Source organism: Lacibacter sediminis (genome assembly GCF_014168535.1).
Classification (GTDB): domain Bacteria; phylum Bacteroidota; class Bacteroidia; order Chitinophagales; family Chitinophagaceae; genus Lacibacter; species Lacibacter sediminis.
The window spans coordinates 1132527-1151523 of the sequence record NZ_CP060007.1; the positions used below are offsets into that span (position 1 = coordinate 1132527).

Here is an 18997-nt window from a genome sequence, read left to right on the forward strand (position 1 = left end):
AAAATCCTGTTCATGCTACAACGAAACGAAAGCCTGGATGCACTTCGTGGCTTTGCCATATTAACGATGGTGTTAAGTGGTGCAATTGCATACGGGAATGTATTGCCTGCATGGATGTTTCATGCACAGGTGCCACCACCGCTGCATAAGTTCGATCCATCTATTCCCGGTATTACATGGGTTGATCTTGTATTTCCTTTTTTTCTGTTTAGTATGGGGGCAGCTATTCCGTTGTCATTAAAAAAATACATTGAACAAGAGAAAGGTTTCTTGCCTGTTTTGTGGATGGCATTCAAACGTTTTTTATTACTTACATTCTTTGCATTATTTACGCAGCACATGAAAGCGTGGGTGATTGCTGAGCAGCCAACTGCTGCTGAACATTTGTTATCGATGTTGGCATTTGTGTTATTGTTTTTCCAATTCTATGAAAATAAAAATGAGAGGCTGAAAAAAGTTTTTCTGATTGTAAGAATGATTGCATTTGCTATTGCAATCATTCTTCTGTGGAAATTGCCTTTCTGGAGTGGAAAAGGGTTTGATTTTTATAAAAGTGATATCATTATTTTAGTATTGGCAAACATGGCCTTATTCGGAACGATCATTTATTACGTTACGGCTGATAAGCCATTGTTACGGATCGGTATGCTTCCTTTTTTAATGGCGGTGTTTCTTGCTGCAAAAGAACCTTCACACAGTTGGGCAAAGGAACTATTTGAATTTTCTGCAATTGGTAATTGGAAGTTTGACTGGCTGTACAAATTCTATTTTTTGAAATACCTGTTTATAATTGTACCCGGAACCTTTGCAGGAGAAATGCTGCTTGCTAAAATGAAACAGAATGGTGAGAGCAAAAATGGGGAAACGGATAGATCCTCCGAAAATGTATTGGCTCTTCTTAGTCTAGTATTATTGTTAATGAATTTGTATGGATTGTATATCAGGCTCCTTTTACTAAATGTAATTGCTACTGCTTCGTTTTGCATGATGGCGTTTTATCTTTTGCGAAGTGTAGCAGGCACGAATTTCTATAAACAATTAGTACAGGCCGGTACCTATTTATTATTCCTGGGTTTGTTTTTTGAAGCATATGAAGGCGGCATTAAAAAAGATCCCTCCACCTACAGTTACTATTTTGTAACAAGTGGTTTGGCTTTTTTTGGCTTGATCATTTTTTCCGTGATGTCAAAACGAAGATTCTTTTCTGGAATCGCTACTTATTTTTCTTTGAATGGAAAGAATCCGATGGTGGCTTATGTTGCTGGAAATCTACTGCTGTTACCTTTATTGCAGCTAACTCACACAAAGCAATACTGGGACGCTATGAATCAGAATTTCTTTATGGGATTGATGAAGGGAGTGTTGTTTACAGCTGTCGTATCGATTATTACCATCTTCTTTGTAAAACGGAAATGGTTCTGGAAAACGTAACCACATCTAATCATTCACTACTAATTCAAGTACACCACCATTCATCAACTGCTGATGTGTAATAGATCGAACCGGCAGTTCTTTACCATTCAGCTTTACCTGTCCAATACCACTTGCCTTATTTTTTTTCTCCCGGGTTACGTTGATCTGTAATTCTTTTTTATTGGGCAATTGAATCGTTGCTTTGTTGATAAGCGGATAGCCAAACACATACTCGCCGCTTGCAGGGTTCATTGGATACATACCAAGACTTGTCCAGATATACCATGCGCTCATCTGTCCGCAATCATCATTGCCAATCAAGCCATCAGGTCCGGTTTTGTACATACTGTCTGCCACAATTTTGATCCATTTTGCTGCTTTCGTTGGCTGGCCCAGTGCTGTATACATGTAAATAATATGATGACTCGGTTCGTTGCCATGTGCATACTGACCGATCAAACCTGTAACATCAGCTGAAGTATTCTCTCCATGTAATTCAGATGGAGCAGTAAACAGCTGATCAAGTTTTGCAATGAGTTTTTCTTTTCCACCAAACAGATCTGCAAATCCATTTAGATCATGTGGTACAAAAAAACTATGCTGCCAGGCGGTTCCTTCAATATACTGTCCTTCAAAACCATGTTCGCTTAGGAGCGGATCGAATGGTTCAATAAATTTTCCTTTACTATCCTTGCTGCGCATGAATCCTGTTTGTGCATCAAAGAGTTTTTTATAACTCAGTGCACGTTTCATAAACAGATTATGATCATTTGTTTTGCCGAGCTTCTTGGCTACCTGCGCAATACACCAGTCATCAAACGCATATTCTAATGTAATGGTTACACTCCAGCCATGTTTATCCTGTGGTAGATAACCGTATTTAATATAGTCAGGCGTTCCTCGTTGATTTTGAAAAGCACTCTTGCGCATGGCTTCGTATGCAAGATTGTAATCAAATCCTTTGATGTCTTTTAAAATTGCATCTGCAATAATAGGTACACTGTGATAGCCGGTCATAGTGTTTGCTTCCCATGTACTCAGATCCCACACAGGTAACAGTCCATTATCTTCATACAATTGCAACATACTGTTGATCATATCGGGCAGGCGCTCCTGTTGTGTAACCGTGAACAACGGATTCAGTGCACGGAATACATCCCATTGTGAGAAAACGGTGTACTTTTTTTTCCCTTTTGTGAATTTGAGTTGTTTGTTATCGTGTGTTTGATAAGCACCGTCTGCATCACTATGTATCACCGGCGCCATGCAGGTACGGTAAAGCGATGAATAAAATTTTGTTGCCAGTTCTTGATCATCGGTATTGATGCGGATCTTCTGTAATTCTTTTTCCCATAATTCATCAGCTGATTTACTTACTGCGTCAAATGTTTGCGTGCCTACTTTTGTTACTTCAACCAATGCTTTTTCTGTGCTTACTGAGCTGATGGATACTTTTACCAGCAACGGTTCATTGGTTGCAAACTGCAATGCCAGTTTCACCAATCTGCCTTCAGCTATTTGATTATTTCTGATTGAATCATCAATAAATAAATGATGTTTGATAGGCGAGGAGAAGGTAGCGGCGAAATAAACTTTTTGTCCTTTGGCCCATCCCGTGCTGTAACGATAGCCTGCTATGGTAGAATCATTCAACAGTTGCAGCATGCCTGCTGTACTTGCATCCCAATTGATACGGAAGCCCATGTCGAACCGCAACCAACCTTCTTTATTTGGAAATGTGTAACGGTGAAAACCGGTACGTTCTGTTGCGGTTAATTCAGCATTGATACCATTATCTAATTGTATACGGTAATAACCGGGCTTTGCTGTTTCGTTTGAGTGCGAAAACGGAAGTTTTATTTTTTCAGATCGGATGGTGTTTGTATCGGTTAACGGCAGTACAGAAATATCGCACCAGTCGCCAATGCCGGTTCCACTTAAATGTGTATGGCTAAACCCTGCAATTGTTTTACTGCTGTAATGATAACCGGCACACCAATCCCACCCTTCATCTCCGTTATCCGGACTCAGTTGCACCATGCCAAATGGAACTGTTGCACCGGGATATACATGCCCATGCCCACCGGTACCAAGAAACGGATCTACAAAAGATGTTAATTGTTGGGAAGTTTGATTACATGATAAACCAAGCAACGCTATTGCAACTGATACGTATCTCATTCAGCAGTATTGAAAAAGTTATAGTAAAGGCTTAGTGTGTGAACCGTTATTTGATATACGGATATTGTTGCTGAAACCAGCCAGCCTGATCTTTTATTCCTTCATAAAAGAAGAAGCATTCGCCTTTAAACCCATTGTTACGATTTGTCTGGATCATTTGATTCAACAGCGAAACAGAAGTTACATAATTACCCACCTTTAATAATACACCTGGATAAAATGCAACTGCAGGATTTTTATAATATCCTTTCTGTTGTGCAATGGTTGCATTGTACGCAGGTATATCGTAGCGGTAACATTGTGGCAGAATCGCATCAACCCATCCACTGTCAACCCATGTTGGCCAATCCTGCAAGTATTCATCTCTGCCCCACGGAAAAGGACTGGGCGACATCGTCAACATTACATTTGGTTTTACGGCTTTCACTTCATTACGAAGTTTTTTCATGAATGCATTTAATTTCTTTGCTCTCCAATCAAGCCAAAATGCATCTCTGTAATTCGTGGGCGGATCAAATCCATTTTCTGTTTTAAACATGTTTACCGTGTAAGCATCGTAACCTCCGGTTGATGGAAGAGCAGGCAAACGATCATCACCCTGCACACCATCGATTTCATAATTCGTCACCACTTCTTTAAACAGGCTGATCATAAAGTTTTGTACTTCCGGATCAAATGCATTTAACCAATCGAAACCATTCTTCACTAATAACTTTCCATCAATATCACGACCGGCCCAGTTTGGTTTTGCGGCAATGATATCGCCGCCATTTGCAGAATAGGAAGAAGAGAAGCCGTATTCAAACCATGCATGCACTTTAATACCTTCCAGTTTTGCCTCTTCAATCATTTCCTTTAATGGATCTCTACCCGCAAACCGTTCCATAATAGGTTTGCCGATGAGGTTGTTCATGACAGCGCTTGGATAAATGGTGCGTCCATTATTATAGGTAACAATAAAGATGTTGTTAATGCCCGCTTTCTTGCAATTCTGAACAGTTAGTTTTATGTTGTCTCTTGAATCCAATGCCGTACTTGCTACATTGGTTACCCAAACACCACGCAACGCATTTGGATCCCACACCGGAGGCTGGGGATTAACCGGTGTACCCGGATTGGTTGGAGTATTCCCGCTTGTTCCTTTTTTTGAACAGGCATTAACGAATGTCAATAGCAATACACACAAAATGACGTGAACAGGAAACCGCAATCGCAACAAAACCGCAAGCATGAAAAATTATTTTAGATTTATTTATCGAACTTAATTAAAAAATATTATAAATTCACAAAAAGTTATTAAAAAAATTTAATTAAGCCTGTTTTCTGATAGGGCTTTCCTAAACCAACCGATTGTGCCGCAACAAACGACCAAGCAACGCCACCCCGCCACCTGGATTCCAAGTACCTGGTTTGCAATGGGATTACCATTTGTGGCACTGGCTACGGCTACATCTATCATGTATAAGAATATGGGTGTTTCAGATGGTACGATTGCTTTCTGGACTTCACTTATCATGTTGCCATGGACGATCAAGCCACTTTGGGGACCTTTCCTGGAGATGTTTAAAACGAAAAAGTTTTTCGTCTATACTACACAAATCATCACAGGTGCACTATTTGGCTTAGCAGCACTGTCGTTACATTCCGATTATTTTTTCAGCATATCCATCACTGTTTTTTTCATTATTGCCATTAGCGGATCTACACATGATACCGCTGCTGACGGTGTTTATTTAAATGAGCTTACACGCAAAGTGCAGGCACAGTTTGTTGGTTGGCAGGGTGCGTTTTATAATATTGCCAAAGTTTTCTCCGGTGGATTATTGGTTTATCTCGCAGGTGAATTAGAAAAATCAAATGGCGTTGTAAACGCATGGACAGTTGTATTGCTGATGTATGGAGTTGTGATGATCCTGTTAGGTATATATAATAAAGCGATGTTGCCACAGGGAGGCAAGTCAGCCGAAGTACATTCTGTAAAGGAAGGGTTTGCTACGTTGAAAGATGTGATCATTACTTTTTTTCAAAAGAAAAATATCTGGTACAGCTTATGTTTTATTGTGCTGTATCGTTTTGCAGAAGGACAGGCGATTAAGATTACGCCGTTATTTTTTAAAGCTGCACGTGCAGATGGAGGTTTAGGTTTATCAACTTCACAAGTGGGTGTATTATATGGTGTGTTTGGTGCCATTGCATTTGTTTTAGGATCCATTGCGGCAGGTTATTTTGTTTCGAATAAAGGATTGACACGTCGCACACTGCTTATACTCTGTGCTTTTTTCAATATTCCATTTGCGGCTTATGCCTACCTAGCAATCACTGTACCGGTGAATGTGTACATTATTGGCTCGGCAGTAGCAATTGAATATTTTGGATACGGGTTTGGTTTTGTTGGGTTGATTTTATTCATCATGCAACAGATCGCTCCGGGAAAATATAAAATGGCGCATTATGCATTTGGCAGTGGCTTAATGAGTCTTGGCTTTTTATTGCCATCGATGGTGAGCGGTTATGTTAGTGACTGGTTGGGCTATAAAGAATTTTTTATCTGGGTGTTGATCTCTACTATACCGGCTTTTCTTGTTACGTGGCTTGTGCCGTTACAACAGTTTGAAGAAGCGAAAACCGATACTGAACAATTGACAACATAATTAAAAAATGATGTACATGCGAAGTATATGGCTGCTTTTATTTGTTGTAAGTTTTCATTTTTTGAAAGCACAGGCATCTTATGATTCGTCTTTCCGATTTTATTACTATGATCAGAAGCTGAGCATGTTTGAACAGATGCCGACACCCAAAAAAGCAATTGTTTGGCTGGGCGATAGTATTACTGATGGCGGCGAATGGAGCGAATTATTTCCTGAGTATAATACAATGAACCGTGGCATCAGTTCCGATAATACGTTTGGTGTATTGAACAGATTGTATGAAGTGGTAAAGCGAAAACCTCGCAGAATATTTATCCTTATAGGTATTAACGATATTGCCAGAAGTATTCCCGATGAAGTCATTCTTCGTAACTACCGGAAGATGATTGACACGATGCAACTGCAATCGCCTGCCACCAAAATATATGTGCAGAGTTTATTGCCAACCAATAACAACTTCACACAATTTAAAAATCATCAGAACAAAACAGAACATGTGTTGAATGTGAATGAAGGATTGAAAAAGCTTTGTGCTGAAAAGAAAATCACTTACATCAATCTGTATGATGCATTTTTAAATGCTGATGGTAAACTCAATGAAAAATATACCAATGATGGATTGCATTTAACGGGTGACGGATATCGTCATTGGAAAAAATTATTGATCAACGGAAATTATCTCAACTAAAATGCTACTGACAGGAACATTTATCGACGAAATCAGCCATGATATCCCACATCAGAATTGGGGTGCTGCTGAATGGGAAAAGGACTTTCTGCATATGAAAGCTGCGGGTATCGATACCGTCATTCTTATTCGCAGCGGCTACCGTCGTTTTCTCACCTATCCATCAACTTATCTCATACAAAAGCATGGTTGCTTTACACCACCGGTTGATCTTGTGGAATTGTATTTATCGTTAGCAGATAAATACAACATGCAGTTCTATTTTGGTTTGTATGATAGCGGCATTTATTGGGATACTGGTGACCTCACTCATGAAATAGATGATAACAAATTTGTGATTGAGGAAGTATGGAAAAAGTATGGTCATCATCCTTCGTTTAAGGGATGGTATTTAAGTATGGAGATCAGCCGGAAAACAAAAGGGGCAACAGAAGCATTCCGCACATTGGGTTTGCAATGTAAGCAGGTGAGTGGTGGATTACCTACGTTTATTTCTCCGTGGATCGATGGTAAGAAAGCCGTGATGGCTGCAAACAGTTCCATTACCAAAGAAGATGCTGTTTCATTACAGGAACATGAAACAGAATGGAATGAAATTTTTGAAGGGATCAAAGGCGCTGTTGATGCTGTTGCTTTTCAGGATGGTCATATTGATTACAGTGAGTTGGAAGATTTCTTTCGCATCAATAAAAAATTAGCAGATAAGCATGGGATGCAATGCTGGACCAATGCTGAAACATTCGACCGTGATATGCCTATCAAATTTTTACCTATCAAATTTGAAAAACTGAAATTAAAATTAGATGCGGCCAGACGAGCAGGATATGATAAAGCCATTACGTTTGAGTTTTCGCATTTCATGAGTCCGCAGTCAGCGTATATCCAGGCGCATCATTTATACAATCGTTATTTAGAATACAAGTCAACTTTTTAATTCTCTTTCGGTAGGTCCGTTACTGTAAACTACGGGTGACCAACTTGTTATTATCAAATAAAAGACAAATGAAACAGATTACTTTTTTACTTTTTACTTTTTGTTTTCTTACAGCATGCGCACAAAAGGAAGCAGAAGAACCAATACGTGGTACATGGATCACCAATGTTGCCAGCCAGGCGTTGTCATCAAGAGAAAAAGTAAAAGAAACCGTAGCACTTTGCAAAGAAAATGGGCTCAACAATATTTTCATTGTTGTTTGGAACAGAGGTATGACCATGTATCCCAGTAATGTGGTGAATGAATACATCGGTATAAAACAGGATCCAAAGTTTAACGGTCGTGATCCAATCAAAGAAATGATTGAAGAAGGACATAAAGCAGGATTGAAAGTTCATGCCTGGTTTGAATTTGGATTTTCTTATTCGTATAAAGATAGCACTGCATTGTGGTTACAGAAATATCCGCAATGGGCGGGGAGAGATAGTAAAGGAAATCTGCTTCAAAAAAACGGGTTCTATTGGTGGAGCGCCATCAATCCCGATGTACAACAGTTTATGCGAAAACTTGTGGCGGAGTTTGTAAAAAACTATGATGTGGATGGTATACAGGGAGATGATCGTATGCCTGCTATGCCGGGTGAAGGTGGATATGATGCAGCTACGTTGAAACTATATGCAGCGCAGCACAATGGCGCAGCACCACCTGCAGATGCGAAAGAAGAAAAGTGGCTGCAATGGAAAGCTGATCAGTTGAGTTTGTTTGGAAAAACATTGTATGAGGATGTAAAGAAGATAAAACCAAACTGTTTGGTTACATGGGCTCCCAGTATTTATCCATGGAGCAAAGAACAATATTTACAGGACTGGCCCAAGTGGCTGAAAGAAGGTTATGCCGATTATATTATTCCACAACTATACCGTTACAAGCTCGATGCATATGAAAATGTATTGAAAGAATTAGATACACAGGTTCCTGCCGAATTAAAACACAGGGTTTTTCCGGGCATACTTACTTCTTTGGGTTATGGTTATCAATCAACACGTGAGTTAACTGATCAAATGATTGAACTAAACCGCAAACATGGTTACAATGGGGAAGTGTTTTTTTACTTCGAGACATTGAACCGATTGAAAGGATCATTTTATTCAAACAAAAAATAATTGAAGATGATGCGTTTGAAAACAATTGGATTATTGCTGCTAACAGCTTTAATGTTCTCCTGCTCAAAAAAATCAAACCCGGGTGGTAATGCAGGCGGGCCGGTAAATCCACCTGTTGTTGTTCCTGTTACACCTTTAATTAGCTTGCCACAGGGTTGGAAAATATCAACAACGCTTGCAGCAAATTTTCCAACAGGCATTCAGGTATTTACATTCGACAGTTTATACAGCGGAAAAAAAGTAAAAGCGTTTTGTGTGGCGTATGATAGTAAGAATACACAATTCGAATTCAAGCCTGTTTTATCGGCTACTGCAAAAAAGCCGAGTGAATTTTATGCACAGGAAACAGGTATTGTATATGCCTGTATCAATGGAGGATTTTTTGGCGGCAATCAATCCTTCAGTATAGTGAAATATAATAACACTGTTTCATCAGCCAACATTAAAGTATTGAACAGAACATATAACGGAACATCCACTCCCTATTATCCAACACGTGCTGCGTTTGGTGTTACAAACACAGGTGTACCATCTGTTGCATGGGTGTATAGTATTGGAACGGGTAATAATAATATTTACAGTTATCCAACTGTAAGTCCAAATGCAGAAGGGGCAGCGCCACAACCGGTACCGGATGAAAATTTTCCTGTAGGCGGAAGTGCTTGGAACACCGTTAGTGCAATTGGTGGTTCACCTATGTTGCTGAAGGCGGGTAATGTAACAATCACTGATGTGCAGGAACTCATCAGTATCAACAATACAACATCACGACCACGCTCAGCTATTGGTTACAATGCAAACAGCATTGTGCTGTTGCTTGCAATTGAAGGTGATAATACAGCAGGTGGTTATACCGGTTTAAATCTGAATGAGCTGGCAAATCTGCTGAAAGATCTCAGTTGCACAGATGCAGTAAATTTGGATGGTGGTGGTTCCACTTCATTGGTGATCGGCAATCAACTGACGGTAAGACCCGGTGATGGAACTGAACGTGCCGTTGTAAGTGCTGTATTGATCAAGCGCAAATAAAATGAAGCTGATTGTTTTTGTATTGAGTTTATATTGTTGCCAATTCGTTTCTGCGCAAATGGCAGAGACACGTTTTTTCTTTGCTTCAAAGCAATGTCGTGATTCTGTCTCATGGCAATTGCAACAGCAGGTTGAACGAACAGTACAACTTCCCTTAAACAATGACACGTATGATAACTGGATGGGCGCTTTCTGGGCAATGGAATTAATGTTATACAAGCCTGCAGTTTATACATCCAGCATTCCAAAACAGATTGAACAATTACCAACACTTGGTCCTGGATTTCAACGATCTTTTTTTGAAATGCTGTACACGCTTTATCCGGGCGAGTTTAATGAAGATGTAAAACGTATCTGGCAAAAGCTACGATCAGATAAAGTGAAAGCAATGGCGTTGGAATACCTCGCATTGTCGAATGTGTTGATTGATGTGAAAGCGGATGATGCATTTACAAAGTCGGCTTATTTTTCTCCTTATACTTATGTGAGAAGTAAATCATCGCTAACACTTCCTGCGAAGAATTTATTTCTGGATACATCTTTTCTAAAAGGACAAACTGTGTTGTGCAGCTTTCAATCAACCGATCGAAACAAACCCGGTTATCTGATGATCCACACAGCAGATGGTAAATGGCTCACTGACGATAAAGGAAATGAACTTCGTTTTCCGCAGTTGGCACGTGCTATTAACAATCTTCCTTTTTATTTAACCAATGGTAATACACCACAAGGGTTGTACCGTATCAACGGATTTGATACTTCGGATAATAACTGGATAGGCCCTACCACCAACCTTCAAATGTGTTTGCCGTTTGAAAAAGCAAAGATTCCTTTTTTTGAAAAGGACACAGCTTATCAAACGGTCTACGAGAATCTATTAGGTGTATCGTTGAATCAATACAAATCGTTGTGGGAAAGTTTCACAGCAGGTAAGCTTGGGCGCACTGAAATTATTGCACATGGTACGACCATTGATCCTGTGTATTACAGGCAACAAACTTATTTTCCCAACACACCATCTATGGGTTGTTTGTGCAGCCCTGAACAGTGGAATGAAAACGGAGAACGCATCTACAGTTCACAAGCCGAATGGATAAATCTTGTGATGCAGTTAAAGCAACTGCCTCAATACTTAATTGTTGCTGAGGTAAATGATCTTTGAACTTAATCTTCTTTATGCAACTGGATCAAATAATCAAACAGATTTGTTTCAGTACCAATGCCTAATTTTTTCCGTAACCGGTAGCGGCTGATCTCCACACCACGCACCGAGATATTCATCAGCTGTGCAATTTCTTTGGTGCTTAAATTCATACGCAGGTAAGCACAAAGTTTTATTTCGTTATTGGTAATGTTGGGGTGTGTTTCTTTTAAGCTTACAATAAAATCGCTGTGTACTTTGTCGAAGTGTTTGGTGAAGTTTTCCCACTCTTTATCCATGTTGTCATCCTCACCTAACGACTTCATCATCTTTTTCAATTCACTGATGGCTTGTGGATTATCTGATACTTTCATCACATGCGCCAGCTCTGCTTTGATCTTTGTAAGCAGTTCTCCTTTTTTTACAAGGTGCATAGCCGAAGAAGCCAGTTCCGAATTTTTAAAGTTGATCTCTACTTCCAGTTTTTCATTACGAAGTGTTACCAGTTCGCTTTCAGTTTTACTTCGTTCGAGGTCGTAGATATATTGCAAACGTTTTTGTTCTTCATCATGTTTGGCTTGCTGTTCTTCAAATTTCTTTTGCTGCCATTTAAATAATGCATAAATACCTGTGCCAAACAATAACAGGTAAAACAGATAAGCCCATGTTGTTTGATACCAGGGCGGCAGCATTTTAAATGCATACACTGCTGCTGCCGACTCGTTACCCAGGTTATTGCGCACTTTTACTTCAAAACTGTAATTGCCTGCTGGCAGATTTGTGTATTCTTTTTCCGTACGCTTGCTCCATTCGCTCCAGTTATTGTCAAAACCATTCAGCCTGTAACTGTATTCAAGATTTGATTGTAAACCAAACAATGGTGATGCGAAATCGAATCGGATCGTTTTCCAACTGTTACCAATACTATGTACATCAGCTTTCTCCTGCAACTGTTTTTCATTTACTGCTTTAAAGTAACCTCCAAATAAAAGACTGTCGGTTTTGTTGATAATTCTCACGGCACGTATCTGAACCTGCAGGTTGGGCGAAGTTTGCTTATACTTACTGTAATTGATATGATAAAATCCTTTTTCACCACCAAGAAAAATGTTCTGTTCATTTACTGCGTATAAAAATTCAAACCCACTCAGCATTTTTGTGTTCAGTTCGGGCAAATAAATGACAGCAGGTTCTTTCCCTGAAAAATCAATTACACCCAACGTTTTTTCGTGAATGAACCAGACATTTCCCGAGGCATCTTCTTTTAGATAACGTACACTTTGATTGCCAATGATCTTTTGATAAAAAGAAGAGGGCAGGAACTTTTTTGATTTTTGATCAAACACATACACACCTTTTTCAGTTGCAACAACTACCTCATTTTTCACTTTGTAAACATGATTATTCAAAATAGAAGGCAGACCATGTTGATTAGTGTAAGTAGTTACGGTAAATTTTCCATCTGCTGATTCAACAACCTCGTACACGCCATGGTAAGGATGCGAAATCCAGATATGATCATTCTCATCGATGGTTACAAATCTTGACGATTCTACAAAGGCAGGCACTGCACCTGCAGGAGTAAACTGATTATTGTTGTAATTAAAGAATTGAAGATTCTTATACGTGCCGGACACAATTTTCTGCGCAGGAAAAGTAGAAGAAAGCGGAACAAAATTCCAGAATCCTGCATCGGATGAAAAAGGTACTGCGGTATTATCCCTGATGAGAAATGCCCCTTCATGATGACCGAGCAAAAGTTGATTATTGATCTCTGCCAGTCCCCAGGTTTGACCTTTGGTATTATTTACGGGTTGAAAATATCCTTTGCTGAAACTGAGATCGCTCATTTGTTGCAGTCCAACACTAAATAATCCATTTGATGTGCCTGTGTAAAGCCTGTTGTTATAAATAATGGCAGTATAGCCGGAGCCATCCTGCCCAAAAGGAGTAATGTGTTTAATGGCACTGTTGTATGCAATGAAATCAACACCATTATCAAGTCCCAGCCAGAGATTGCGTTGGTTGTCGAGAAAAATGCTCAGTACATTGTTGTTCTGCAACCCTTCGTTCTTCGAAAAGGTTTGAATAATATTTCCTTTCAGATCAATGATGTAAACGCCGCTGTTGTTTGTTGCCAATGCCATCCACTCCTTATTAATAGGAGTAGTTGAATAAATACGCTCACTTTGAAACAAATTATTATTCGGTGAAATGAGCTTTGAAAGCGAATTACCTGTAAAATGGAAGATGCCGTTCTTAAGCGTGGTGATCAAGATACTGTCTTTACCTCCAGGCAGAATGCCTGTAACGGGATCGTTCGGAAGCTGGCCACCCGTTACAGGTATTTTTGACATGACGTTATTTTCAAATTGAAGCAATCCATTTACAAAATCGTGTGCAAAGAGCCGGTTGTTACAAACACCCATATACGACCATTCGGAGACAGCCCGGAACGTGGCTACGGCCTGATTGCTGAACTTAAAAATTTTGGTGGAAGTACGGAAGAACACATCCTTTCTGTATGCCACGATATCCCACACATCGCCAAAGGACTGGTCCTTTGCCGGAATAAACTCGGTCAGCGGATAATAGATCAGCCGGCCATTTGATGCAGGTGCGAAATATCCCAGCTCGTCTTGCCCACCCACATATATTTTATTATCACTTCCAATTTCCACCGACCTAACGATAGTGCGATTGGGAAGCGGATAAAGTGTCCAGTACCTGCCATCGAAACTTAGTAAACCTTCATTGTTGGCAATATAGATAATGCCATTCTTATCCTGTTTAATATCCCAGTTCTGCAGCCCGGCAGCATACGATTGTTTGGAGTAATTGATGACATCAGGCAGGCCAATTGTGTTTTGGCCAATGCATGTTAAAGGAAAAAGTAGGAAGAGCAGCAATTTCTTCATCAGCAGGCATCGTAATTGAAAAGTGAATGTAGGAAATTTTTTATGATGTAGTATTGATGTAGTACAAATCTATTGTAAATCAATCTATTGAATTTATTGATGTAGTAATGATGAGGCACTATATTTCTTTGCTGTAGAGGTTAGCAATAATTTTATCCTGTTGATTTCCCCTTTTGATTAATTAATAACTAAAACGATTGCTTTATGAAATGTAAGTACACAATTCTGTGTCTTGTAGTTTTCCTCGGCATTTTTCTCCAGCAGTCTTTCGCACAGAGTTTATCTGTAACCGGAAGCGTAAAAAACAAAGAAACGGGTGAAGCCCTTGTGGGTGCAACCGTTCAGGTAGAGGGCACAACCACTTCTACTTTAACCGATGCTGCTGGACGTTTCACCATCTCAGCGTCACGTGGTGCAGTATTACTGGTATCTTATACCGGTCTTGCCGATTTCCGTTACACCGTAACCGGTTCGGGTGCAGCTGACATTCAGTTAGAAGAAGGTTCTGCTGCTAACCTTGGTGAGGTGGTGGTGGTAGGTTACGGTACCCAGCGGGTTACAAAAGTATCCGGCGCCATTTCAACCGTTAAGGCCGCTGATATTGACAAACTGAAACCGGTACGTACCGAAGAAGCATTACAAGGCCGTGCATCAGGTGTAAATGTAATTCAGGGTGGTTCACCCGGTTCAAGACCTACAGTTCTCATCCGTGGAATTCCGTCATTCTCAGGTACGGATCCTATTGTTGTAATTGACGGTGTGCCGCAAACTTTAACTGATTTCAATGCCATTAATCCGGCTGATATCGAATCAGTAAGTGTATTAAAAGATGCTTCTGCCACGGCTATTTATGGTGTAAAAGGTGGAAATGGAGTTATTGTGGTTACAACAAAATCAGGTCGTAAAAACAAAAAGGCCGATATAACAATTAGCGCCAACTATGGTGTTCAGGAAGTAGCCAATACAATTGGTGTGTTGAATGCTGCCGAGTACGGTGCTATTATTAATGAAGGTAGTGTTACAGCAGGTGGCAATCCTATCTTCCCAAATCTTTCATTATTGGGTGCAGGTACAAATTGGCAAAACGAGATATTTAAAAATGCCACGTTTCAAACACATAGTATCTCTGCACGTGGTGGTAGCGATAAAATGACTTATTTCTTATCAGCTGGTTTTCTAAACCAGGGTGGTATTGTTGGGGGTAATGAAAAGTCAAGGTTTAACCGGGGCAACTTTACTGCTAACCTTTCATTTGATATTACTTCAAAACTGAAATTCATTTTAAATACCACTGGAGTTCTGCTTGATGGAAGAGGTATACAGGAGAACTCTTTTAATAGTGTACTCGGCAGTGCTTTGAATTTTGATCCTACTGTTCCGGTATTAAACAATGTACCAAATACTGTGGGTAAGTACGGTTTCAGCAATCTTTTGTTATCTGAAATATTCAATCCGCTTACAAAGCTTGACAATACTTTTAATAAGAATGTAGGTAATAAGCTTTACGGAAAGTTTGAAATGCAGTACACTGTGATTAAGGGACTCATACTTAACAGTCGCTTTGGTTACACAAAGTATGACGGTAATGCAAAGAGCTTTACACCACTTGTGTTTTATGGCCCGTTGAATGTTGAGAACAGTATGAATGCTGATGGCTCACAGGTAACCGGCCGTTTCAATAGTGTATCGCACGAAAAAACCAGCAACTTTAATTACACCTGGGAAACATTCGGTAATTACAATTTTAATATAGGTAGCGATCATAATTTTGAAACTGTATTAGGTTTCTCTCTCGCAAAAACTTCAGGTAATGCTGCAGGCGCAAGCCGCCAGGATGTGCCATTTAACTCATGGGAATTTGCTGACTTTACAGCGGCAACAGGTAATAACACAGCCACAAACAGTAATGCCGTTAACGGATATTATTACCAGTATTTCCGCAGGAACCTTTCTTATTTCACACGGATTAATTACGATTATCAAAATAAATATTTAGCATCTTTTACAGGACGTAGAGATGGTTCGTATGCTTTTGGTATCGATAATAAATTTGCCAACTTCCTGTCAGGTTCTTTGGGTTGGGTTGTATCAAATGAAGACTTCTTTAAATCTTCTTTTATCGATTATTTGAAACTCAGAGGAAGTTATGGCTCAGTTGGTAATGAAAATGTAAGTCCTCAGTTTGTTGGTATTGTAACAGGTGGCCCGAGCTACGGACCAACTGCAAACAGCAATGGATATACTTTTGGAGATGTGTTTTACCCAGGTTCAACAGTGGGTTCTGCAGCCAACAATGCATTACGTTGGGAAAAACAGTTGCAGATGAATGTTGGTTTTGATATCACATTCTTCAAAAAGAAATTCAATCTCTCTGCTGATTATTTTGAGAAGAAAGTTGATGGTTTATTGTTTACTCCATCTGCTTCATTATATCTTGGTACTGTTCCTATTCCTACAGCCAATATCGGTTCTACTTCAAGTAAAGGCTTAGATATTACGCTTGGTTATAACGAAACAATTGGTAAAGATTTTCGTCTTACTACGTCACTCACTTTCACTACTTCAAAAAATGAAGTAACTGCTACAAACAGTGATGGTACAGCTAAAATTGTTGGCGGTGGTTATTTTAACGGACAGTCGCAAACGGTAACAGTGTTTGAAAAAGGATATACGCCCGGTTATTTCTATGGTTACAAAACAAATGGTTTGTTTCAAACCTTTGATGAAATTACCAAGGCACCTACACAAGCTGGAGCACAACCTGGTGACATCCGTTTTGTGGATGTAAATGGTGATGGAGCAATTACAGCAGCAGATCAAACAAAGATCGGCGATCCTTTCCCTGATTTCACCATGGGTTGGAATCTTGGATTTGAATATAAAAATTTCGACTTCAATATGTTTACATATGCCTCTGTTGGTAATGATGTATACAAGGCATTTGAACGTAACGCTAACTTTTCAAATAAATCAAGAGAAGTGTTAGGTCGTTGGACAGGCGCAGGCACAACCAATGATGCACGCACACCACGTTATTCGTTTACCGATGCAAACAGCAACATTCGTGTATCTGAAAGATACGTGGAAGATGGATCATTTGTAAAAATCAAAAACCTTCAATTGGGTTACACATTCCCTGAACAAATGACGAAGAAAGTATTCAGCCGTCTTCGTTTGTATGTACAGGTGCGTAATGCATTCACCTTTACCAAGTACACCGGTTTCGATCCTGAGATCGCAGGTGGAATTCTTGATACTGGTGTAGATCGTGGTGCTTATCCACAAGCAAGAACCTATTCGTTTGGTCTTGATATCAAATTATAATCTTCAATTAAAAAAAAGTAACAATGAAGAAGATCACAATTCATATAGCAAGTTTGTTTCTCTTGATGCTGATGCTTGCCTCCTGCAAAAAGTGGGTTGATTATAATCCACGTGAGGATTTCAGAATTACAGAACTTGATTACCTGAAATCGGAATCAGACTACCGCACCATGGTGGTGAGTGTTTACACACCGCTGCAATGGATAAACCAGGTAGTACCTATCGGCGATATTGCATCAGATAATGCAGTAAGCGGTGGTGAAAACGCATCAGACGTCTTGGCATTGCAACAGATCGACGATTATACACACACATCAGTTAACTCTGCGCTTGAAGAGATTTGGAAGTCTGCGTACGAAGGTGTTAATCGGGCCAATTACATGACACAATACAAAGACAAAAACCTTGCTGGCAACACTGTTGACTTTGCAGGGAAAGAAGCGTTGTATGGTGAAGTATATTTTATTCGTGCTTATTATTATTTCACGTTGGTGAAAATGTTTGGCGATGTGCCTTTATTTGTTGATAAGCGTTTAAGCCTTAGCGATAGCCGGTCATTACAACGTACGGCAAAAGCAGATGTGTATAAGCAAATTGAAAAAGATCTTACAGCAGCAGCTGCAGTATTACCTGCAGTTCAACAGCAAAAAGGTCGTATTACAAAATATGCAGCACAGGCATTGCTTGGTAAAGTGCTGATCTATCAAGGCAAGTTTGATGCGGCTGCTCCTGTATTGGAAAGCATCATTACATCAAATGCTTTTTCACTGGTAACAAATTTCGCATCGATGTATTTGTCAAGTGGTGAAAACGGACCTGAGTCAGTGTTTGAAATTCAATATTCAAACACATCACCGTATTACAATTGGGGTGGTTACAACAGAGGTCAGGGTAACTATGCCGTTCAACAATGCGGAGTGCGTGGATTGAATGGAACAAACGCCATGCCTTATGCTGCCGGCTGGAGTACAAATCTTCCAACACAAAATCTGGCGAATGCTTATGCAGCAGGCGATCAACGTAAAGCTGTAACAATACTGGATATAGAAGCCTATAAAAATGCAAATCCTTCTTTTAATATTACTTACCAGGTAGCACCATACAAGAATACCGGTTTGTACAATCAGAAGTATTTACCACGTAAAGGCGAAACAAGTGGTCAGTTGGAATTAAACTACACAAATAATTTCCGTATCATCCGTTATGCAGAAGTATTGTTGCTGGCAGCTGAAGCGTTCAATCGCTCTTCAACCCCCAATGATACCAAAGCACAAACTTATCTCAACCTTGTTCGTCAGCGTGCATTTAACGATAACCTGCACAATATCACATCAACCGGTACTGCATTGCGCCAGGCTATCTGGGATGAACGCAGATTGGAGTTAGGTATGGAAGGCGATCGCTTCTTTGATCTTGTTCGCACAGGACAGGCTGCATCAAAGATCACCGGGTTTGTTGCAAATAAACATGAAGTGTTTCCAATTCCACAAACAGAAGTGCTCATTTCAGGATTAACCCAAAACAACGGTTATTAATTCCCACACATTAAAAACTG

12 protein-coding genes are annotated in these 18997 nt (G+C 39.8%); 9 read left to right on the forward strand and 3 right to left on the reverse strand.

The annotated features are described in order from the left end of the window. Positions 1-12 precede the first annotated feature (12 nt). Positions 13-1431 carry a DUF5009 domain-containing protein gene (locus H4075_RS05140; protein ID WP_182804775.1) on the forward strand — a complete coding sequence of 473 codons (1419 nt, stop codon included), beginning with the start codon at positions 13-15 and terminating at the stop codon, positions 1429-1431. Between the two features lie 6 nt (positions 1432-1437). Here the strand turns inward: H4075_RS05140 and H4075_RS05145 are convergent, their stop codons facing one another. After that, complete coding sequence (locus H4075_RS05145) at positions 1438-3594, reverse strand: GH92 family glycosyl hydrolase (protein WP_182804777.1); 2157 nt, start codon at positions 3592-3594, stop codon at positions 1438-1440. A 46-nt stretch (positions 3595-3640) separates the two neighbouring features. Continuing rightward, entirely contained in the window at positions 3641-4825 is a 1185-nt protein-coding gene (locus tag H4075_RS05150) for a glycoside hydrolase family 10 protein (protein ID WP_182804779.1), read from the reverse strand. A gap of 121 nt (positions 4826-4946) precedes the next feature. On the opposite strand from H4075_RS05150, the gene H4075_RS05155 reads away from it, so the two are divergent. The 6 genes from H4075_RS05155 to H4075_RS05180 all read left to right on the forward strand — a co-directional run bounded on the left by H4075_RS05155 (position 4947) and on the right by H4075_RS05180 (position 11221). Beyond that, positions 4947-6245 (forward strand): MFS transporter, encoded by a 1299-nt coding sequence (locus tag H4075_RS05155; RefSeq protein WP_220494856.1) that lies wholly within the window; start codon positions 4947-4949, stop codon positions 6243-6245. Positions 6246-6261: 16 nt separating this feature from the next. Beyond that, the gene (locus H4075_RS05160; protein ID WP_182804781.1) at positions 6262-6933 is read left to right on the forward strand and encodes a GDSL-type esterase/lipase family protein; all 672 of its coding nucleotides are present in this window, start codon (positions 6262-6264) and stop codon (positions 6931-6933) included. A 1-nt stretch (position 6934) separates the two neighbouring features. Beyond that, a complete protein-coding gene (locus H4075_RS05165) occupies positions 6935-7867 on the forward strand; it encodes a DUF4434 domain-containing protein (RefSeq protein ID WP_182804783.1) in 933 nt (310 codons plus the stop codon). 68 nt (positions 7868-7935) lie between these two features. Then, positions 7936-9030: a glycoside hydrolase family 10 protein gene (locus H4075_RS05170; protein WP_182804785.1), complete on the forward strand. Its 1095-nt coding sequence runs from the start codon at positions 7936-7938 to the stop codon at positions 9028-9030. Positions 9031-9036: 6 nt separating this feature from the next. Further along, positions 9037-10059 (forward strand): phosphodiester glycosidase family protein, encoded by a 1023-nt coding sequence (locus H4075_RS05175; protein WP_182804787.1) that lies wholly within the window; start codon positions 9037-9039, stop codon positions 10057-10059. 58 nt (positions 10060-10117) lie between these two features. Next, complete coding sequence (locus H4075_RS05180; protein ID WP_182804788.1) at positions 10118-11221, forward strand: hypothetical protein; 1104 nt, start codon at positions 10118-10120, stop codon at positions 11219-11221. Between the two features lie 2 nt (positions 11222-11223). Here H4075_RS05180 and H4075_RS05185 read toward each other — a convergent pair whose 3' ends face one another. Next, positions 11224-14118: a ligand-binding sensor domain-containing protein gene (locus H4075_RS05185; protein WP_182804790.1), complete on the reverse strand. Its 2895-nt coding sequence runs from the start codon at positions 14116-14118 to the stop codon at positions 11224-11226. Between the two features lie 204 nt (positions 14119-14322). Between H4075_RS05185 and H4075_RS05190 the strand changes: the two genes are divergently transcribed. Both H4075_RS05190 and H4075_RS05195 read left to right on the forward strand, forming a co-directional pair. Continuing rightward, positions 14323-17442 (forward strand): SusC/RagA family TonB-linked outer membrane protein, encoded by a 3120-nt coding sequence (locus H4075_RS05190; protein ID WP_182804792.1) that lies wholly within the window; start codon positions 14323-14325, stop codon positions 17440-17442. 23 nt (positions 17443-17465) lie between these two features. Continuing rightward, positions 17466-18977, forward strand: a complete 1512-nt coding sequence (locus H4075_RS05195) for a RagB/SusD family nutrient uptake outer membrane protein (RefSeq protein WP_182804794.1) — start codon at positions 17466-17468, stop codon at positions 18975-18977. Positions 18978-18997: the final 20 nt, after the last annotated feature.